The sequence below is a fragment of the Actinocatenispora thailandica genome (genome assembly GCF_016865425.1).
GTDB classification, from domain to species: Bacteria; Actinomycetota; Actinomycetes; order Mycobacteriales; family Micromonosporaceae; genus Actinocatenispora; species Actinocatenispora thailandica.
Genome location: NZ_AP023355.1, coordinates 4,487,202 through 4,506,753, shown reverse-complemented (window position 1 = coordinate 4,506,753; position 19,552 = coordinate 4,487,202). Strand labels below are relative to the sequence as shown.

The following is a 19,552-nucleotide window of genomic DNA, read 5'->3' as shown; positions in this document are numbered from 1 at the left end:
GGAAGGGCACACCGCCTCGATGGACGAATCAGAGCCGATCGCGGTCGGCGGGCAGGGCGACTGGGCGCGGCGCAGCGGCGCCGTGCTGGTCCGGCCGGTGGCGGTGCGCAAGCTCGCCAAGGTCCCGTTCGTGGAGCTGGCCGACGGGCGGGTGCAGGGCGTGGTGTCCAGTGGCTCGGACATCGCCCGGGTCTACGTGTCCGCGGTGACGGCGGTCGGGCACGGGCTGAGCTGCAGCACCAACAACAACCGTCCGTGCGGCGCGCTGCACGGACCGCAGCCGTGCAAGCACATCCGGCTGCTGCTCGCCGAGGCCGCCCTGCAGTACGGCACCGAGCGCGTCGCGCGCTACCTGCGGGTCGAGGTCGAGCCGGACGGTGACCTGCCCTCGGCGCTGGACGCGCACCACGAGCCGACCCCGGCGGCCACCGTGTTCAGCCGCTTCCTGCGTCACCTGTCCTATCTGGAGCTTCCAGAGGTGCGTGAGCCGGTGCCGGAGCTGCACTGGTTCGGCGCGACGAGGGTGGTCGGCTGATGCTCGCCACCCAGCTGGGCATGTTGCTCGACGGCGACGTCGCCGGCCTCGCTCCGGCACTCGACGTCGCGGACGGGCTGGACGAGGTGCTGGCCCACGGGTTGAGTCGGCTGGGCGAGCCGGAGCGCGCGGCGCTGACCGCGCTGGCCGCCGCGGTCGGCACGTCGCCGCTGGCGGTACCGGTCGGCGAGGCGGTCGCGAAACTCGCCGCGGGCACCGTGGCGGACGCATACCTGGCGGCGCTCGCCGGGGCCCGGGCGGCGCTGTTCGGTGCCGCGCACGACGCCCTGCTGGCCCGGTTCGACGCCGCGCTCGGCCGGCGACGCGACGAGTGGGTCGGTGCCGGTGCCGACGCGGCGGGCCTGCCGCTGGCCGCCGCCCGATCCTGGCTGACCGAGCTGGCCGTCACCGGCTGGCGCGGTGTCGACGAGGATCTGGTCGCGGCGTCCGCGTCGGTGGTCGCCGCGTTGCTGGCCGAGCCGCGCACCCGGCGCCTCGCCGTGCTGTTGGACGGGTTCGGCGCCGAGCTGCGTGCCTGCGCGCCGATCGCGACGATGGAGCTGCTGCCGCTGCGCCGCTGGGGCGACCTGTGGTCGCGCGCGGTCCTGCTGGCGCAGGACGCCTGGCCCGGCCCGGTCGAGCCGACACCGGTGTCCGGCCGGTTGCTGCCGCTCGGCGTCGACGTGCACGAACACGCCACCGCGGTGCAACTGCAGGTGCACGGTGTGCTGGAGAGCGCGGACGGCGTCCGGTTGGTGCGCACGTCGTTGGTCGTGGCGAAGGTCGACACGATCGTGGGTCCCGCGGTGTGGACGCTGTTCGACGCTCCGGTGCTGTTGGGGGCGCTCGCCGAGCACCGCGCGCTGGAGCTGACCGACATGCCGTCGCTGCCCGGCGGAGACCTGCACTGGTGCGAGGAGGCGGCCCGGCCGGGGGAGCCGGCCGACCCGTTCACCACCGCCCGCCTCACGCTGCCGACCGCGACCGCGGCGGCACCGTCGCCGCTGGACCGCCACCCGGCCCGGATCGCCGAGCCGGTGCTGGTGGAGGACTACCAGGTGGTCGACGGTGCGGCCGTGTTGGGCGAGCACCGGTTGCGGTTCGACCTCGACCGGCTGCCCGGCTGCGGCCCGCTGACACCGGCGCTGGTGGCCGGTTCGACCGGGTGCATCGGGTTGCTGCGTTGGGATGCCGGCGAGTGGCTGCTGCAACCGCTCGCAGTGCGGGCCACGGTGAAGCGCAGGCCCGCGCAGACCGGTACCGGCGACTGGGCGCTCGGCCCCACCGACGCCAAGGTGGCCAAGGCGGAGGCGAAGAACGACGCGGTTTCCGTGCTGCGGGAACGCGCCGGACGGCTGCTGCGCTCATGACCGATCACGAACCGGCGCCCGCCGGAACAGATGCGGGGCCCGGAAACGACGATGCGCTGGCGGATGCGCCGTCCCGGCACGACGGTCGGCCGGCGGATGCGGATCGCGACGCCGCGCGCCGCCAGGTGCTCTACTGGCGTCTGCTGTCGCGGGTGTTCGGCACGGACGAGCAGCCCGCGCTGGAGGCGACCACCGTGCAGATCGTGGACGAGCTCGGCCTGCCGTCCGCGCTGACCGATCCGTCGGTCAGCGTCGACACGGTGGTGCAACGCTTCCCCGAGCTGGCCGCCGAGTTCGACGACCTGTTCCGGCCGGCGCCGACCGAGTCCCGGGACACCGCCGCGGAGGTGCGCCGGGCCGCCCTGGCCGGCAAGTTGCTGCTCAACGTGTTCGCCGCCGGCTGCGGCGGCGTCAGCGCCACCCAACTCGCCGGCTGGCAGTCCGACGCGGGGTGGCTCGAACGCGCGCTCGGCGGCGAGCCGGGTCAACTGCGCGGCCAGCCCAACGGCAACGAACTGGGCGGCGTGCTCGCCGACATCGAGGGCGACCTGGTCAGCCGGATGCGGCTGCGTGAGGTGCTCGCCGATCCGGTGCTGGCCAAGCAGTTGACGCCGAGCATGTCGCTGATCGAGCAGCTGCTGCGGGACAAGTCGAACCTGTCCGGCGTCGCGCTGGCCAACGCGAAGGCGCTGATCCGGCGGTACGTGGACGAGGTCGCCCAGGTGCTGCGCACCCAGGTGGAGAAGACCAGCGCCGGCACCGTCGACCGGTCGGTGCCGCCCAAGCGGGTGTTCCGCAACCTGGACGTCGACCGCACCATCTGGCAGAACCTGACCAACTGGAACCCCGACGACGAGCGGCTCTACGTCGACCGGCTGTTCTACAAGCACACCGCCCGGCGCACCACGCCGGCGCGCATGATCGTGGTGGTCGACCAGTCCGGTTCGATGGTCGACTCCATGGTCAACTGCACCATCCTGGCCTCGATCTTCGCCGGGTTGCCGAAGGTGGACGTGCACCTGATCGCGTACGACACCAGGTCGCTCGACCTGACGCCGTGGGTGCACGACCCGTTCGAGGTGTTGCTGCGCACCAATCTCGGCGGCGGCAACGACGGTCCGGTCGCGCTGGCCATGGCGCAACCCAAGATCGTCGACCCGCGCAACACGGTGCTGGTGTGGATCTCCGACTTCTACGAGTTCGGCCGGTCCCAGCCGCTGTTCGACGGGTTGCAGGCGGCGCATCGCTCCGGGGTGCGACTGATCCCGGTGGGCTCCGTCACCAGTTCCGGCCGGCAGGAGGTCAACCCGTGGTTCCGGCAGAAGTTCAAGGACCTCGGCACCCCGGTGATCTCCGGCCACATCCGCAAGCTCGTGTCCGAACTCAAGAACTTCCTCGGCTAGGAGAAACATCGTGACCGACGACCTGCTGCGCGCGCCCGCCGAGGTCAAGTACGCCGACGAGCTGGACTGGCTGGAGTCGGTGGACGACGGGCCGAAACCGTTCTCGTGGCGACTGTCGCCGAAGATGGTGCGGCTGTTCGTCCTCGGTTCGGAGCGCGCCGACGGGCTGGAGCGTGAGATACCGCAGAAGTGGTTCGGCGACCGCAGTTTCGTCGAGCGTGCCATCGTCACGCTCGCCTCCGACCGGGGTCTGCTGCTGATCGGCGACCCCGGGACGGGCAAGAGCTGGCTCGCCGAGCTGCTGTCGGCGGCGATCTGCCGCAACTCGACGCTGGTCGTGCAGGGCACCGCGGGCACCACCGAGGACCACATCAAGTACTCCTGGAACGTGTCGATGGTGATCGCGAAGGGGCAGTCCCGGGACTCGATGATCCCGTCGCCGATCATGACCGCGATGGAGCGCGGGGTGATCGGCCGGTTCGAGGAGCTGACCCGCTCCACCAGCGACGTGCAGGACGCGCTGATCTCGATCCTGTCCGAGAAGTACGTGGCGATCCCGGAGCTGGGCGACGACAACATCGTGTTCGCCCAGCCCGGCTTCTCCATCATCGCCACCGCCAACAGCCGCGACCGGGGCGTCAACGACCTGTCCTCGGCACTGAAGCGCCGGTTCAACTTCGTGCGCATCCCGGTGGTGACGAACAAGAAGAGCGAGACCGAGATCGTCCGGTTCCGCACCGAGGAGCTGCTGAAACGGCACGCGATCGAGCTGGACGTGCCGCCGTCGCTGCTGTCGATCCTGCTGCAGAGCTTCGCCGACCTGCGGGCCGCGGCGCAGTCGGCGGCCAGCGACGACGAGAAGCTGGAGTCGGCGCTGTCCACCGCCGAGCAGATCGGCGTGCTGGAGGACGCGATCCTGTCCAGCCACTTCTTCGGGGACCGCACGCTGACCGCCGAACGCCTCGCCGCCTCGCTGGTCGGGTCGCTGGCCCGGCGCAGCCCGGAGGATCTGGCGATCCTGAACAAGTACTGGCACGGGGTCGTCGAACCGCGCAGCAAGGCGGAGGGTGGGGAGTGGCCGGCGTTCCTCGACGGTGGCCGCGACACCATCGCGACGCTGTCATGACCGCGGCCGGGAGTGGCGGCAACTCGGCGGGCCGGGTGCTGGCCGGCGGGCCGTTCGCGGCGCTGCGCGGCCAGCTCGGTGACGCGGCCGAGGAGTTCGGCGGTGGGGAGGTCGCCGCGGACATCCTCACCGGGCTGGTCGACGACGTCGACCGCGCGCTGCGCGAGAGGCTGGAGATCTTCCCGGTCTGTCACCACTCGCCGGCCTCGGCGGTGGCGATGGCCCGGCGGTTGCGGGCCAAGCAGCCGAAGGTGATCTACCTGGAGCTGTGCGAGGATCTGCAGCCACTGCTCGGCGAGCTGGGAAACTGCACCCTGCCGGTCGCGCTCCAGGCGTACGCGTCGGAGCTGGCCGGGTTCCCGGCCGAGTGGGGGCCGCTGTCGGTGATCGCTCCGATCACCGAGGCGTCCGCCGAATACCAGGCCATCGCCTACGCGGCGACCACCCCCGGGGTCGAGCTGGTCTGCGTGGACCACTCGACCGACCACGTGTTCCAGCAGACGCCGCGCGAGCCGGCGGCGACCGAGGCCGGGCCGGACGACACCGCCCTGCACGGCGACGCAGTCGGGGTGCAGCTCGGCGACCTGCGGCCACGGTTCGCCGAGCTGGAGGCGTTCCTGCTGCACCACGGCAAGGTGCGGCACTGGTCGGAGTGGTGGGACCAGTACGTCGAGCAGCCGCTGGTCGGCGCCGACCACGACACGTACCGGCAGGTCATGGTGCTGATCGGCAGCCTGTTCCGGCGGCTGACACCCGATCCCGAGCGGTTGCGCGGCGACGAGACCCGCGAGCGGTACATGTGGACCCGGATCCGCGAGCACCGTGGCCGGTCCACCGTGCACACCGACGACTGCCTGTACGTGTGCGGCGCGTTCCACGCGGCGAGCCGGGTCGAGCAGTTCGGCATCGACTCCACCGCGGCGTACCAGATCGGTCCGCGCACCGCGACCAGCTGGCTCTACGGGTTGATCCCGTCCAGCCACTCGGCGATCGAGGCGCAGTTCGGTCTCGCGTCGGGTTCGGTGTCGATCGCCGCCGCCACCTGGTCCCGCGCCACCGGCGGTCGCGGCGGCGTCCGGCCGTACCGGGTGCGGCCGGCGAAGTCCGGCGGCGCGACGGGTTCGGCGAAGTCCGGTCGCGCGGCCGGTTCGGCGAAGTCCGGCGGGGCGGCCGGGGCGGTGCAGCCACCGGCCGGCGGTGCGCCGGCCGCCCCGGACGAGCCGGTGCACGACAGGTTGTCCGAGTTCCTGTCCGCGCCGTCCCGGCCCGGCGGGCTGAACCCCGACGAGCTGCGTGCCTGGTGCGTGGACCTGGTCCGGTTGGCGCGCCGCAACGGCTACCTGGCCAGCACCGCGGACGCGATCGCGGTGTTCGAGACCGCGGTGTTGCTGGCCGGGATCCGCGGCCGGCACCGGCCCACCCCGTACGACTTCACCGATGCGGCGGTCACCTGCATCGAGAAGGACACCGTGCCGGGCCGACGGGACGTTGCGACGCTGTGCGGGATGCTGCTCGGCGGCGACCGGATCGGCCGGGTCGGCTACGACGCGCTGCCGCCGCTGGCCCGCGACGTGTACGACCGGCTCGCCCCGCTCGGGCTCGACCTGACCGCACGCACCCAGAAGCGGGCCCTGCTCGATCTGGCCGCGCGGCCCGAGCTGCGGGCCTGCTCGGACCTGCTGTGGCTGCTGCGCCGGCTGCTGCCGGACGGCACCGTCCGGCCGATCATGGGTGAGCGCACCCTCGGGGAGAGTTCGGTTCAGGAGAGCTGGGATCTTGCGCTGGGCCGCAACCAGCGGTCGCTGATCGAGCTCGGCTACGACGGGGTCACCGTCGAGCAGGTGCTCGAGCAGCGGCTGCGCCGCGCCGCCTGGGACGCCACCGCGACCGCCGGCACCGCGCTCGCCGCGGTCGAGGACTCGATCCTGTTCCTGACCAATCGTCGTTTCACCGAGGAGCTCGGCGCCCGCGCGGTCGTCCTGCTCGCCGCCGAGCGCACCGTCGCCGGCGCCCCCGACGTGCTGCGCCGCATCCGCCGACTCCTCACGTACTACCACGGGGTGGCGCCGACGCTGCCCGGGTGGGTGCAGGAGTTCGTCACCGCCGGCTACGCGCACTACTGCACGCTGCTCCCGGTCGCCACGGTCGACGAGGAGACGTCGGTCCGGCAGGTCGCCGCGATGCTGGGTTTCCTGTTCAGCATGGAGAGCCTGGCGCTGTCGCTCGGCTGCGACCGGGCCCAGCTGGAGCTGGCGGTGGCCCAGTCGCATCCGGAGACGCCGGCCACGGTCGCGCTGCTCTGGGCCGCGCGGTACCAGCTCGGTCTGCTCACCCTGGCCGACCTGCGAGCCCGGTGCGACGAGCTGCTGGGCAACCCGCTGACCGTGCCGTCCTTCCCCGCGTACCTGAGCGGCTTCGTGCAGGCGCTCGACCCGGCGCCGGGGTTGACCGGGTTCGTGGTGGAGGTGCTGTCCGGTGCGTTCGCCCGACTGCCCGATCAGGTGCTGCTGCCCTGGTTGCCGACGCTGCTGACCACGCTGCGGGCGGAGGCCGCCGAGCTGATGCCGCTGCTGGTGCGCGAGGCGGGCCGCACCTTCCCCGGTTCGCTGCGTGCCCTCGATGCCTGGACCCCACCGTGGGCCGCGCCGCCCCCGGCGCCGGCCGCACCGGAACCGGTGGCATCCGGCCCGGTGGTCGAGCTGCTCGCGGCCCGGCCGGACAGCTGCAATGCCGTCGCTGCCCTGCTGGGGAGCGACGGCGCCTGGCGTGTCGCGTCGGCCGTGCCGCCGAGTGGCCTGCTCGGTGAGCATCCGGCCGCCGCGGTCGCGGTCGCCGCGCTGCTGGGCTGAGCCGCACCGGACCGGGTGGCGATCCGCGGACCCGGCCGAGCCCGGCGCCTTTTCGGCGTCGGCTCAGCGCCGGGTGTAGTGCGCGATGATCACGCCGGTACCGGTGGTGACGCTGCCGGTCAGCTCGAACTCGGTCCGCGGCGCCTCGCCCTCGAACAGCCGCATCCCGCTGCCCAGCGTCACCGGATGGATCAACAGGGTGTAGCGGTCGATCAGGCCGGCCGCGTGCAGGCTGCGGACCAGCGACGCGCTGCCGTTGATGCTCAGGTCGCCGCCGGGCCGGGCCTTCAGCTCGGCCACCGTCTCGACCGCCTCGCCGCGCAGCAGGATCGAGTTCTGCCAGGCGTCCGCGTCGGACAGTGTCCGGGACACGACGTACTTGGTGGCCGCGTTCAGGTGCGCGCTGATCGGGTTGCCGTCGGTGGCCTGGCCCCACGCCGAGGTGAAGTCCTCCCAGGTCCGCCGGCCGAGCAGCAGGTCGCCGGGCCGGGCCATACCCTTGCCGAGTTCCCGGCGCATCACCTCGTCGGTGTACCCCGGGCCCCAGCCGCCGTGGGTGAACCCGCCGCGGGTGTCCTCGTCCGGCCGGCCGAGGCCCTGAACGACCCCGTCCAGGCTGATGAACATCGTGGCGCTGATCGAACGCATCGCTCCTCCAGAGGCATGGCCTGTCGGCTGCCGCCCGGCCGTCCGGCCTCTGAGCCGCCCGGCAACGCGGCAACGCGGCAACGCTGGATGGACGACGACCGGACCCGGAACTCATCGCCGGCCGGCGCCGGTCGCCGGCGCCGATCGAGACGGATCGGGAGATCGGGCCGGGTCGTACTCGGCGGCGACGAGACCGAGGAGGATCTCGTCGACGAACTCACCGGCCACCCAGAGCGATCGGTGTAGCCGCCCCTCCTGGACGAATCCGGCGCGCTCGGCGGCCCGCAGCATCCCGGTGTTGTCCGCGAGCGTCTCGATCTGCAGCCGTTGCAGGCCGAGCGTGTCGAAGCCGAACCCGCACAGGACGCGGACCACGTCGGTGCCGAGACCCCGGCCACGACAGTCGGGGCGCAGCGAGATGCCCAGGTGGGCCTTCCGGTTGTGCTGGTCGATCGCCCACAACAGGGCATCGCCGGCCAGGCCCCCACCCGCCAGTTCCACGACCGAGAAGATCGCCGCGTCCTCGGACGGTTCCCGCACCGCGAACGGTGAGGCCGAACCCGGCGCGGCCGGTCGCCAGGGACGCGGATCGGAACGGGACCGGGTCGCCACGTCGTCGTACAGCTCGGTGTGCAGGATCGCGACATCCGCCTCCTGCCGGGCGCGCAACCCGATCTTCGCCCCACGCAACATGTTCGCTTCCTACCGGACCGCGGCCCCGGCCGGAACCGAATTCGGCCGCCGACCAACCCGGCGGCAGCGTTCCGGGTTCGGGTTGCGCCCCGATGCCTCGGCAGACCCACCCTGAGTAACCAACTGGGCAGTGCTTCGTTGCGTTCGGTGAGATCAAGGGACTGATCAAGGAGAAGTATGCGTACGTCCCGCGCGCTGGCGGTGGCCGCACTGGCCGCCGGAGGCAGCCTCGCTCTGGGGTCACCGGCCGTCGCCGATCACGCGATGGCGGCACCGACCTGCTCCAGCAACGGCTACGGCCAGTCGTCCTGCTCGTCGTCGCCGAGCCCGTCGACCCCCGGCGGGTACGGTGCGCCGAGCCCGTCGGCGCCGTGGTCGCCGAGCCCGTCGACCCCCGGCGGGTACGGCTCGCCGAGCCCGTCGCCGTCGAGCAGCAGTGCCAGCCCGTCGGCGAGCGCCAGCGCGTCGCCGTCGGCGTCGGCCAGCACGCCGGTGACCTCGACGAGCCCGTCGACGCCGACGCTGCCGGTCACCGGTGGAAACGTCGGGCTGTTCGTCGGGCTGGCCGGGATGCTGCTCGCGGCCGGCGCGGGCGTCTGGTGGCTGGCCCGCCGCCGCGGCGCCTGACAGTACGCTGGCGGTGGGGCGGTCGGGGCCTGCCCGGTCGCACCGGAGCCGGTCGAGGAGGCGCGAGGGTGGCGCGACGGCGCGATGCCGGCGGCGTGGCGGGCGCCGACCAGCCGATGCGGGAGTACCGGCGGCGTCGCGACCCGGCGCGCACACCGGAACCGATGCCCGCCGCGACGCCGGCTCCCGGTCGCGGCGACACGTTCGTCGTCCAGCAGCACGACGCCCGGAGCCTGCACTGGGACCTGCGGCTGGAGCGCGACGGGGTGCTGGTGTCCTGGGCGGTGCCGCGCGGGCTGCCGGCGGAGCCGGGCGTCGACCGGCTCGCCGTGCACACCGAGGACCACCCGCTGGAGTACGCCACGTTCGAGGGCACGATCCCGGCCGGCGAGTACGGCGGTGGCGCGATGACGATCTGGGACTCCGGTAGGTACCGGACCGAGGAGTGGCGCGCCGACAAGGTCACCGTGCGGCTGGCCGGCGGGCGGGTGCGCGGCCGGTACACGCTGTTCGTCACCGAGGGCCGGAACTGGTTGCTCCGCCGGCTCGACCCGCCGCAGGACCCCGACCGGGCGCCGATGCCGCGCACCGTCGAGCCGATGCAGCCGGTCCGGCAGGCCAACCCGCCCCGGGACCGGGACCGCTACCGGTACGAGTTCGACTGGGGTGGCGAGCGGGCGATCGCGTTCGTGTCCGGCGGCCGGATCCGGCTGCGCGCCGCGGACGGCGCGTCGATCCGGGCACCGGCCGGGCTGCCCCGGGCGGCTCGACGCCTCGGCAGCCGGGCGGTGGTGCTCGACGGTGAGCTCGTCACCCTGGCGGCCGACCCGGTGTTCGTCGGCTTCGACCTGCTGTACGACGACGGCGTCGACCTCACCGACTGGCCGCAGCAGCAGCGCTGGGAACGGCTCGACGCGCTGCCCTGGTGGGGTGGCAGCTGCCAGCTGGCGCCGCGGTTCGACGACCCGGCGGCGGTGCGCGCGACGGCCCGGGACCGCGGCCTGCCCGGCATCCTCGCCAAACGCCGCGACGCCCGGTATCGAACGGGCACCACCTCGGCGGCCTGGAAGCGGATCCCGGCCTGACCGGCACCGCTCCGGTGAGTTCGCGGGTGACCGCCGTGGTCGCCCCGCCGGTCGACTGCGCCGGTCCCGGCTGCCGGGAGCTGGCCGGCGACGCCGGCACTTGGCCGCGCTCGCAACCCACGGCCGTGCAACAGCATGGCAAGGTGCCGCGTCCAGGTCACTGTAGGGAGGTGGCGGAATGAGCGACGATCGCTCCCCGGCCGGCGGCCACGGGTCACCGGGCCCCCGGCCGGAGCAGGTGGTCACGGGCGGGCCTGGCACGGACGATCCCGACGGCGCGTACGAGGACTTCTACCGGCGCCGTTCGCAGGCGTTGCTGCGCTACGGCTACGTGCTGGCGGGCAACCCCCACGACGCGGCCGATCTGGTGCAGGAGGCGTTCGCCCGGCTTCGGGTGGCGTGGCGTCGGGTGCGCCGCCGCACGGATCCGGAGGGGTACGTGCGGACCACGATGGTGCGGCTGCATGTGAGCCGCTGGCGTCGGCTGCGCCGAGAGCGCGTGGTGGCCGACCCGCCGGAGGCCGCCGACGAGGACGCGGCGATGCGCCGGGTCGGTGACGATCGCGGCCTGTGGTCACAGCTGGCGGTACTGCCGCCGCGACAGCGTGCGGTGCTCGTGCTGCGCTACTACGACGATCGTTCGGACGAGGAGATCGCAGACATGCTCGGCGTCACCAAGGTCACCGTGCGCACCCAGGCGCATCGTGCGCTGGCGAGACTGCGCGACCGGTGGACGCCGGCGGCCGAGCCGCAGAAGGTGGTGGAGGGACGATGACCGACCTGCTGGAACACGACCTGATCCGCACCCTCCGACAGCACGGCGACGCCGTCGTCGAGGTGCCGGTCGGGATGCGGGACGCGATCGAGGGGCGGGCGCGTCGCCGGCGGCGCGCCCGGCGCGCGGTGCTGTCCGGCGGCCTGGCGCTGGCCGTGCTGGCGGTCGCGGTCGGCGGTTGGCAGGTCGCCCGGCCGGCGCGCACCGATCACGGGTTGGCGCCGGCGACCGTCGTCTCGGTGAAACCCTCGCCGGCGCGGATCGCGAGGCCGGTCGCGCCGTCCGGGAAGCCGACCGTACGGCCACTGGACCAGACCTGGCCGGCAGCGGTCGAACGGATGCCCGCAACCGCGCCGGGCGGCGCGAAGGTTCTGCCGGTCGGGGTGCTCGACGCCAGCCAACTGCTCGTCGCCGAGAAGGGGCAGGGCGAGCAGACCAGCGCGCTGCTGCGCTACGACCTGCGGAAGCAGACGTTCGCGTCGGTGGCCGACCTGCGGCCGATCGGCAGCCTGCGTAAGTACTTCGCGCAGAGCTTCGCGACCGACGACCGCACCGTGGCCTGGAACGCGGAGGGCCAGGACGCACACGGCAAGCAGGTCACCGAGTTCGTCGCCGCCGACCTGGCCGGCGGGCACGAGCGGCTGCTCGCCACGGTGCCCGGCGCGTTGGGGGTCACCCCACTGGAGCTGGTCGACCACCGCTGGCTGGTCTACTCCGGTGCCACCGGGGTGCGGCGGATCTCGTTGTCCGGAAACGGAAAGCCGGAGCTGGTACCCGGCGGTCGGGGACTGCGCCTTACCTCCTGGCCGTGGGCGAGCACGCTCACCGACCCGAGCGGTTCGCGGCACCCGGTGGTGTTGACGAACCTGGAGACCGGTGCACGGCGGACCTTCTCCGCGGCCGGCATGTGGACCAGGGACTGCGTCCCCGACTGGTGTGTCGGTAGCCAGCGCAACCGCACCACGTTGCTGGGGCCAACGCCGGGCAGCCGCACGGTCGTGGCGCCCCGGTCTCTGGCGGCCACCGGTCGGTTCGGTCGCAACCGGTTCGTCGACGCGACGTACGGCGACCGGAACGTGTTGTGGGACATCAAGACCGGAACGCTCGCCAGTTACGGCGGCCGGCCCACCCTGGTGATCGACCATCAGACCTGCCTGATCTGCTGGCCGGACCCGTCCGACCCGGATCGGCTGCTGGTCTTCGACGGCGCGGCGGTTCGCTGACCAGTTCCGGTTCCGGCTGCCGTGGCCGGCGCGGGTCGTCCGGCGCCGGCCACGGCAGCCGGACGACCCGGCGCGCCGTGACCCCTGCACCCGGTGCGGCGGCGCTCGGGCTACCGTCGTACCGTGACCGCGCGGTGACCGCGGTCCCGCACCACGGAGGGCGGACGATGAGCGAACGGGACTCCGACTGGACGCCGGACGGGGTGGACGACTCCCGTCCGAACGCGGCCCGGATGTACGACTACTTCCTCGGCGGGGCGCACAACTTCGACCCGGATCGGCAGCTGGCGGACACCCTGCTGAGCATCGCGCCGGAGATCCGCGACATCGCCCGGGCCAACCGGGCTTTCCTGCAGCGGGCGGTGCGGTGGCTGGCCGCGGCCGGCGTCGACCAGTTCCTCGACCTCGGCTCCGGGATCCCCACCGCCGGCAACGTGCACGAGATCGTGCAGCGGCTGGACCCGGACAGCCGGGTGGTCTACGTGGACACCGAGCCGGTCGCGGTGGCGCACAGCAAGCTGCTGCTGGCCGATCAGCCCAACGTCGAGGTGCTGCAGGCGGACCTGCTCGACCCGGATGCGGTGCTCGGCGCGCCGGAGGTGACCGCGCTGCTGGACTTCGACCGGCCGGTCGCGATCCTGCTCGTGTCGGTGCTGCACTTCTTCGCCGACGAGCAGCGGCCCGGTGCGCTCGTCGCCGACTACCTGTCCCGGACCGCCCCCGGCTCCTACCTGGCCGTCACGCACGTGACGCCGAACGAGCACAGCGAACAGGTCCGGTCGCTCTACCAGCACACCACCGATCGGTTGTACCCGCGGTCGAAGGCGGAGATCGCCGCCCTGCTGGACGGCTTCCCGCTGGTACCGCCGGGCCTGGTGCGGCTGGGCGACTGGCACCCGGACACGATCGCCGACACGGCGGCCTCGGAGCGGGCCGCCTCGTACGCGGCGATCGCCGAACGCCGCTGACCCGCCTCGGCGCCGAATCCCGCGCCTGCCTCGGCACCGAACCACGTGCGCCTGCCTCGGCGCCGAATCCCGGGCGTCCGTCGCGGCGCCGCCGTTTACCCGCCCGGTGCCGCGCGCCGTCGACGAGCCTCGGCGCCGCGTACCGCCGGTGCGGGCGGTCGGCGGCGCCGAGGGCCCGGTCAGCCGAAGGCGGTGAGCGTCAGGTGCAGCGCGGTCGGAGCGCCGTCCTCGATGTACGAGGCGAAGCCGGCCACGTCGTCGAACGGGAACCCGTACGCCTTGCCGTCGGTCATGTGCGCGTGCATGATCCGGGCGTAGTGGTTGGTCGGATCGGTGGCGTAGAAGCCGGCCGGGTCGTCGGTCGGCTGGCTCGCCGACGCGAGCAGGGTGGAGCGGTTGAAGCCGGCGCCGAGCGCCGCCGCCACCGGGCCGGTCAGCCCGTCGTTCGGCGCGACCAGCGCACCTGCACAGAAGAACACGTCCAGGGTGGACGGCTTGGCGATCGGTGCGACCCCGCCGTCGAAGGTGAACACGCCGCCGGAGACGCGGCCGGTCCGGTCGCCGCCGTTGGTGTGCACGGTGAGCGTCTCCCCGCCGTACTTCGACCAGACGTCGTTGATGTAGCCGTCGAAGTAGTCGCCGGCGAACTTGCCGACCTCGATCCCGTGCCCGGGTGCGATCACCCGCAGGTCGTCGAGCACCAGCCCGTCGAACCCGGGCTGGCCGGCCATGTCGGCGAAGATCCGGCCCCGGCCGCCGGCTTCGAGCGTGCCGGTGGTCTGGTCGGACGCGCCGACCAGGTGCACCGAGGACGGCACGCTGAACATGTCGACCTGGGTGTTGTTGCAGTGCATCCCGGCGCCGTCGTAGGTGAACTCGAAGAAGTCGTGCAGCACCGGGTAGTTCGGGTCCGACTCGACCCAGCCGGCCGGGTACGCCAGCGCCGGGTTGCCGTTGCCGTCCGGCACCGCCTTGAACTTCAGCGGGTCGCCGAGCGCGAAGTAGATCCGGCCGGACATGTGCGGCAGCGCGATCGTGGTGTCGCCGCTGCCGTTGAGTGGAATCGAGTAGTCGGTGTAGCCGTCGGAACCGTTGTCGGACAACGACACCGGAATCAGGTTGCCGTTGGCGTCGGCGTGCGCCTGGGCGCCGGTGGCGAGGTCGGTACCGACCACGTACAGCTTGACGGCGTCGTTGCCGGCCTGGCCGGAGTTGTTGGTCACGGTGACCGCCAGGCTGCCGTCCGCGAACGCAGTGCGGGTGCGCGCGGTGGCCGCGGCCGGCGCGCCGAACGCGGCGACCAGCGGCGCGCCGACCGCGCCGAGCGCGAGACCGCGCAGCAGCGACCGGCGGTGTACGGGGGTGCTGGACATGTTCCCTCCTTCGACTCGTTGCTCCACAAGGGATTCAGGTGCTGTCGTCGGTGCCCGAGGACTCCCGGACCACCAGCCGGGTCGGCAGCAGTACCGAGCGGGGCGGTTCGGTGCTGGGTGCGGCGGCGAGTTCGGCCAGCACGCGGGCAGCGGTGGTGCCGAAGCGCCGGTAGTCCTGCGCGATCGTGGTCAACCCGGGGTGGACCATCGCCGCCGCGTCGATGTCGTCGAAACCGACGACCGCGACGTCGTCCGGCACCGTTCGGCCGGTGTCGGCGGCGGCCCGCATCGCCGCGATCGCCATCGCGTCGCCGGCCACGAACACCGCGGTCGGCGGGGTCGGCAGGTCGAGCAGGCGACGCATCCCGGCCGTACCGGAAGCGGCGAAGAAGTCGCCGGCCACCTCGTACTCGGGGCGCCGGCGCAGCCGCCGCCGGGCCAGTTCCGCGCGGTACCCGGCGAGCCGTTCGGCCGCCGGCCACAGGTCCAGGGGACCGGTGATGGTGGCGATGCGCCGGTGGCCCCGCGCGTGCAGGTGGGCCACCGCGGTGGCCGCGGCCGAGCGGTTGTCGGAGCCGACGCTCGCGGTGCGCGGGCCGTCGAGCGCCAGGTCCAGGCCGACGCAGGGGACCGGCGTCGCCAGCAGCGCCCGTACCTGCGGGGTGTGCTGGTCGACGCCCATCATCACGATGCCGTCCAGGGTGTACTGCCGGGCCAGCCGGACGTAGCCGGCCTCGTCGTCGGGCGGCACGATCGGCAGCAGGATCAGGCCCTGCCCGCGGTCGCTCAGCGCCGCCTTGAGCCCGATCAGCACCTCCTGCAGGAACGGGTGCTGCCGCCCGCCGCTGCGGTAGTCGGTGTCCCACAGCAGCCCGATCAGGCCGGACCGGCGGCTGGCCAGGGTGCGCGCGGACGCGTTCGGGCTGTACCCGAGTTCGGCGGCGAGTGCGACGATGCGGGCCCGGGTCGCGGCGCTGACCTCGGGGCGGCCGTTGAGTGCGCGCGACACGGTCGCGGCGGAGACGCCGCTGCGGCGGGCGAGCTCGTCGATGTCCACGGTGCGCACTCCCGACATAACCGACGTAAGCGCTTCCGGACCAGTAAAGAACCCTTACCGAACCGTGTCAACCCCACGTCGGTCGCCGGTCGCGCGCCCCGCGGCGCCGGGCGTACCGCCCGCCTACTCCGGCCGCAGGTACCGGCGGAGCACGTCGGCCTCCGCGCGCAGCCGCTCGGCCGCGTCCGCCCGGCCGTGCTGCGCGTACCCGTCGGCCGCGTCCACCCGCTCGGCCACCTCGGCGGCGACGATCGCGCGCAACTCGTCCGGCGTCAGCTCGCGCCGGGCCACCTCGCCGGCCCCGACCCCGATCATCGAACCCGCCACGTGCTCTGCGCCGGCGGCCGCCTGGGCCGCCGGCACCGCTACCGCCTCGGCGTTCTCGATCGCGGCCAGCGCCGACCGCAGTGCCGAGACGGCAATCCGGTCCCGGGCCTTGAGCGCGGCGGTCAGGTCGCGCCGCATGATGGTACGCATGGGCCGGGACGCTAACCGTGGTTCCCCGGTGCGGCAAGGCTTTTCCGGCCGTACTGCACCCGCAGCCGCTGGCCGGGGCTGCGGCTCCGCCGGCCGTACGCCACGTGCAACCGCCGACCGGCCCAGCGGCGCCGCCCGCGACCTTCGGCTGGCGCTGCCGCTTCGCCGGCTGCGCTCCATCCGCAACCTTCGCCCGGCGCTGCGGCCTCGCCGGCCGCGGTCAACCGTCGGCGTCGGCGCCGACAACGCACGGTTCGGGGTCCGGAGCCACTCCGGTGCCCTCGCCGAGCGGCTGGCGGGCACGGCGCGACAGGAGGAATCCGGCGAGGGCGGCGGCTACGCCGGCCAGCCCGGCCGTGGCGAAGCCGGTGGCCGGGGTGCCGGCGTCGATCGCCCAGCCGACGATCGGGGCGCCGAGCGCGACGCCCGCGCTCATCGCCGAGGAGTGCAGGCCGGTCGCTTCGCCGCGCACCCCGGCCGGGGCCAACCGGCTCACCGTGTCGGCCACCGTGGCCAGCGTGGGCGCGGTGAGCAGGCCGGTACCGACGACGGCCACGCAGAGCCAGCGCCACCCGGGAGCGAGCCCGGCGACCACCGTCGCGGCACCGAGCAGGCCGAGCAGCAACCAGGTCGGCAGCGGGCGGGCCAGCGCGCCGTAGCAGAGTCCGCCGGTGACCGAGGCGAGGCCGCACACGGCGACCACGACGGACGCCCAGGAGACCTGGCCCGCCTGCTGGAGGGTGGCGACGATGGCGAGGTCGATACCGCCCAGCAGCATCGTGGTCCCGAACGCCATCACCAGTGCGGCGATCATTGCGGGGCCGAGCCAGGCCCGGCGGGCCGGCCGGTCCGCGGCCACGTCGCCGACCGCCTCCCCGGGGGCCCGCAGCGGCGGGTCCAGCGCGGCGATGATCGCGCCGCCGAGCACGATCGCGGCGCCGACACCCCAGGCCATCGCGGCCGGCGACAGCGTGGCCGCGGCCAGGATCACCGCGGCCGGGCCCACCAGATACGACACCTCGCCCTGGACAGACTCCAGCGCGAACGCCGGACGCCGCTGCGCGCCGGTCGTCATCGCCGCGACGGCCTGCCTGGTGACGGCCTGGGCCGGGACCATCAGCAGGCCCGCGAGGAACGCGGCGCCCAGCAGTACCGGGTATCGCAGGGCCGGCACCGCCAGCCAGAATCCCGCCTGCAGGACGACGGTGACGAGCAGCGCCGTGCGCAGCCCACGGCGGTCGATCAGCCGGCCGAGCAGCGGGCCACCGAGCGCCAGCCCGGCGGTCAGCGCGGCCGGGACGGCGCCGGCGGCGGCATAACCGAGGTGCAGCCCGAGCACCGCGTACAGCGTCAGCGCCATCCCGGCGGCGGTGATCGCGAGGCGGGCGAGCAGGGAGACGCCGAGCAGCGGGGCCATCCCGGGCAGCGCGAGCACCTGTCGGTATCCGGTCACGACGAAAAGTTAGGCCGGACCGGCGGCCATAGGAAGTCCTGAATTCGTTGGGCATGGTATAACTAGTTCTTATGGCTCGGGATCTGGAGACGGCACTGTTGCGCTCGTTCGTCACCTCGGTGCGGGCCGGCAGCATCAGCCGCGCCGCGACCCTGCTCGGGCAGACCCAGCCCGCGCTGAGCCAGCAGCTGCGCAAGCTCGAACGCGCCGTCGGCCACCCGCTGCTGCACCGCTCGCCGGCCGGCGTGGCGCCGACCCGGGCCGGCGAGGAACTCCTGCCGTACGCGGAGCGCATCCTCGCGCTCGCCGCGCAGGCGCTGGCCGAAACCGGGCACGCGCTGTCCGGCCACTGCGGCGTCGGCCTGCTGGAGGACCTGGCCGCGTCGCACCTGCCGCAGGCGCTCGCCGACCTCGCCCGGCTGCACCCGGACGCGACGCTGGAGGTGCTCAGCCTGTCCAGCGCGACGATGCGCGAGGCGTACGACGCGGGCCGGGTCCAGCTGGTGCTCGACGAGCTGCCCTACCTGCCCGGCCCAGCACGCTGGACGGTGCGCCGACCGCTCGCCTGGGCGGTCGGGCACGGCGTCGACCTGACCGCCGATCCGCTGCCGGTGGTGCTGTTCTCCGGCACCTGCACCTGGCGCACGTCGGTGTTGGATGCGCTGTCCCGGGCCGACCGGCGCTGGCGGGTCGCGTTCGAGAGCGACAGCCTGGCCGGCCTGCTCGCCGCGCTGCGGGCCGGGCTCGGCGTGTCGGCGCTGATGCCGGCCAACCTGGAACCGCCCATGGTCTGCCACGACCCCACCGCGCTGCCGGCCCTGCCCGACGTGGAACTCGGTCTGGCCCGGCATCCCCGCACCGACGGCGATCCGTTGGTCGACGCCGTGGCGACCGCGCTGCGCCGGATGGTCTAACTGGTCCGCGGCGAACGGCAGCACCACCGACGGCACCCCGAGGCCCGGGCCCGGTGGTGCCGGCACCGGGGTCCGGGTGCCGGCACCACGCCTAACGCGGGGATCAGGAGTGGTTGCGGCGGCGCCGCGCGGACAGGGTCAGCACCGCACCCGCGGCGAGCAGTACCGCCGCGGCGCCGCCGATCAGGCCGAGCGAGGCGCCGGTCACCGGCAGCCCGCCGCTGCCGCCGGCGGCCAGCGTGACGCTGGGTTGGGTGGACGGGGACTCGGACGCCGACCCGGACGGCGACGGCGACGCCGACGGCGACGCGGACGTCGGCTCGTCGCTCGGCGAGGCCGACGGCGACTCGGAGGCGGACTGCGACGCCGACGGCGACGGGGACACGTCGACGCAGGTGTTCAGCGCCGCGGTGGTGCGCGCCGAGTGCTCGCCGGAACTCGCCTTCACCTGCATCTTCGTCACCACGTTGTGGGCCAGCGGGCCGTCCACGGTGAACCGGAAGGTGTCGGTGACGAGCCGCTGGTCGGTGGTCTCCGGGCAGTACACGTACGAGCCGTGGGCCGACTCGCTGGCCTTGCAGGTGCCGGCGTTGCCGTGTCCGAGGTAGCTGATCGGGCCGGTCCAGTACAGCGCGAAACTCCCGGCCGCGTTCGCGGTGCTGGACTGGCGGGAGGTGACGGTCAGGGTCACTGTGTCGCCCGCGTAGGCGACCTTCGTGTCGAACGTCGCGGACACCGCGATCGTGCCGTTCGGTGCGGGGCTCGCGCTGGGGCTGGCGCTGGGGTCGCCGCCGGTGGCATCGGCCAGTGCGGGCGCCGCCGCGGTCAGTGCCAGCGCGCCGCCGGCCAGCGCGGTCATGGCGAGAGTACGAAGCTTCATCGAGTCCCTTTCGAGGTGGTCGAGGGGATCGCGTCGTCGACCGACGCATCCGTGACACGCACGACGTCGATCGTCGGTGGCGTGCCGGGCCGCCTC

Annotated in this window: 18 protein-coding genes; 10 read left to right on the top strand and 8 right to left on the bottom strand. The window is 73.6% G+C overall.

The genetic code is table 11. The features are described from left to right. The first annotated feature begins 19 nt into the window (after window positions 1-19). Genes Athai_RS20060 through Athai_RS20040 form a run of 5 tightly spaced genes read left to right on the top strand, consistent with a single transcriptional unit; the run spans window position 20 to window position 7,283 of the window. Window positions 20-535, top strand: coding sequence for a hypothetical protein (locus tag Athai_RS20060; RefSeq protein ID WP_239157048.1), 516 nt, complete (start codon window positions 20-22; stop codon window positions 533-535). After that, window positions 535-1,905, top strand: a complete 1,371-nt coding sequence (locus Athai_RS20055) for a hypothetical protein (RefSeq protein WP_203962922.1) — start codon at window positions 535-537, stop codon at window positions 1,903-1,905. Before Athai_RS20060 ends, Athai_RS20055 begins: the two co-directional genes overlap by 1 nt. Next, window positions 1,902-3,308: a vWA domain-containing protein gene (locus tag Athai_RS20050; RefSeq protein ID WP_203962921.1), complete on the top strand. Its 1,407-nt coding sequence runs from the start codon at window positions 1,902-1,904 to the stop codon at window positions 3,306-3,308. Before Athai_RS20055 ends, Athai_RS20050 begins: the two co-directional genes overlap by 4 nt. A gap of 10 nt (window positions 3,309-3,318) precedes the next feature. Continuing rightward, complete coding sequence (locus Athai_RS20045) at window positions 3,319-4,434, top strand: ATP-binding protein (RefSeq protein WP_203962920.1); 1,116 nt, start codon at window positions 3,319-3,321, stop codon at window positions 4,432-4,434. Continuing rightward, window positions 4,431-7,283, top strand: coding sequence for a DUF5682 family protein (locus Athai_RS20040; RefSeq protein WP_203962919.1), 2,853 nt, complete (start codon window positions 4,431-4,433; stop codon window positions 7,281-7,283). The genes Athai_RS20045 and Athai_RS20040 overlap by 4 nt, the downstream gene beginning before the upstream one ends. A 63-nt stretch (window positions 7,284-7,346) precedes the next feature. On the opposite strand, the gene Athai_RS20035 is transcribed toward Athai_RS20040, so the two are convergent. The 3 genes from Athai_RS20035 to Athai_RS20025 form a co-directional block, all read right to left on the bottom strand. Next, window positions 7,347-7,931 (bottom strand): dihydrofolate reductase family protein, encoded by a 585-nt coding sequence (locus Athai_RS20035; protein ID WP_203962918.1) that lies wholly within the window; start codon window positions 7,929-7,931, stop codon window positions 7,347-7,349. Between the two features lie 111 nt (window positions 7,932-8,042). After that, window positions 8,043-8,624, bottom strand: coding sequence for a GNAT family N-acetyltransferase (locus Athai_RS20030; RefSeq protein WP_203962917.1), 582 nt, complete (start codon window positions 8,622-8,624; stop codon window positions 8,043-8,045). Between the two features lie 293 nt (window positions 8,625-8,917). Beyond that, complete coding sequence (locus Athai_RS20025; RefSeq protein ID WP_203962916.1) at window positions 8,918-9,157, bottom strand: hypothetical protein; 240 nt, start codon at window positions 9,155-9,157, stop codon at window positions 8,918-8,920. A 210-nt stretch (window positions 9,158-9,367) separates the two neighbouring features. On the opposite strand from Athai_RS20025, the gene Athai_RS20020 reads away from it, so the two are divergent. The 4 genes from Athai_RS20020 (at window position 9,368) to Athai_RS20005 (ending at window position 13,302) form a co-directional block, all read left to right on the top strand. Next, window positions 9,368-10,336, top strand: a complete 969-nt coding sequence (locus tag Athai_RS20020; RefSeq protein WP_203965947.1) for a DNA polymerase ligase N-terminal domain-containing protein — start codon at window positions 9,368-9,370, stop codon at window positions 10,334-10,336. 178 nt (window positions 10,337-10,514) lie between these two features. Continuing rightward, window positions 10,515-11,111 (top strand): SigE family RNA polymerase sigma factor, encoded by a 597-nt coding sequence (locus Athai_RS20015; protein ID WP_203962915.1) that lies wholly within the window; start codon window positions 10,515-10,517, stop codon window positions 11,109-11,111. Next, window positions 11,108-12,334, top strand: a complete 1,227-nt coding sequence (locus tag Athai_RS20010; protein ID WP_203962914.1) for a hypothetical protein — start codon at window positions 11,108-11,110, stop codon at window positions 12,332-12,334. Before Athai_RS20015 ends, Athai_RS20010 begins: the two co-directional genes overlap by 4 nt. 167 nt (window positions 12,335-12,501) lie before the next feature. Then, window positions 12,502-13,302 (top strand): SAM-dependent methyltransferase, encoded by an 801-nt coding sequence (locus tag Athai_RS20005; protein ID WP_203962913.1) that lies wholly within the window; start codon window positions 12,502-12,504, stop codon window positions 13,300-13,302. A 179-nt stretch (window positions 13,303-13,481) separates the two neighbouring features. Here the strand turns inward: Athai_RS20005 and Athai_RS20000 are convergent, their stop codons facing one another. From Athai_RS20000 to Athai_RS19985, 4 genes are all read right to left on the bottom strand, one after another. Next, window positions 13,482-14,675 carry a beta-1,3-glucanase family protein gene (locus Athai_RS20000; protein WP_203962912.1) on the bottom strand — a complete coding sequence of 398 codons (1,194 nt, stop codon included), beginning with the start codon at window positions 14,673-14,675 and terminating at the stop codon, window positions 13,482-13,484. 34 nt (window positions 14,676-14,709) lie between these two features. Next, entirely contained in the window at window positions 14,710-15,732 is a 1,023-nt protein-coding gene (locus tag Athai_RS19995) for a LacI family DNA-binding transcriptional regulator (protein ID WP_239157047.1), read from the bottom strand. Window positions 15,733-15,855: 123 nt separating this feature from the next. Further along, on the bottom strand, window positions 15,856-16,209 hold the full coding sequence (locus tag Athai_RS19990) for a GatB/YqeY domain-containing protein (protein ID WP_203962910.1): 354 nt from the start codon (window positions 16,207-16,209) through the stop codon (window positions 15,856-15,858). A gap of 220 nt (window positions 16,210-16,429) precedes the next feature. Then, a complete protein-coding gene (locus Athai_RS19985) occupies window positions 16,430-17,662 on the bottom strand; it encodes an MFS transporter (RefSeq protein WP_203962909.1) in 1,233 nt (410 codons plus the stop codon). 71 nt (window positions 17,663-17,733) lie between these two features. Between Athai_RS19985 and Athai_RS19980 the strand changes: the two genes are divergently transcribed. Beyond that, on the top strand, window positions 17,734-18,576 hold the full coding sequence (locus Athai_RS19980) for a LysR family transcriptional regulator (RefSeq protein ID WP_203962908.1): 843 nt from the start codon (window positions 17,734-17,736) through the stop codon (window positions 18,574-18,576). A gap of 103 nt (window positions 18,577-18,679) precedes the next feature. On the opposite strand, the gene Athai_RS19975 is transcribed toward Athai_RS19980, so the two are convergent. Further along, window positions 18,680-19,456 (bottom strand): hypothetical protein, encoded by a 777-nt coding sequence (locus Athai_RS19975; protein ID WP_203962907.1) that lies wholly within the window; start codon window positions 19,454-19,456, stop codon window positions 18,680-18,682. Between the last annotated feature and the right edge of the window lie 96 nt (window positions 19,457-19,552).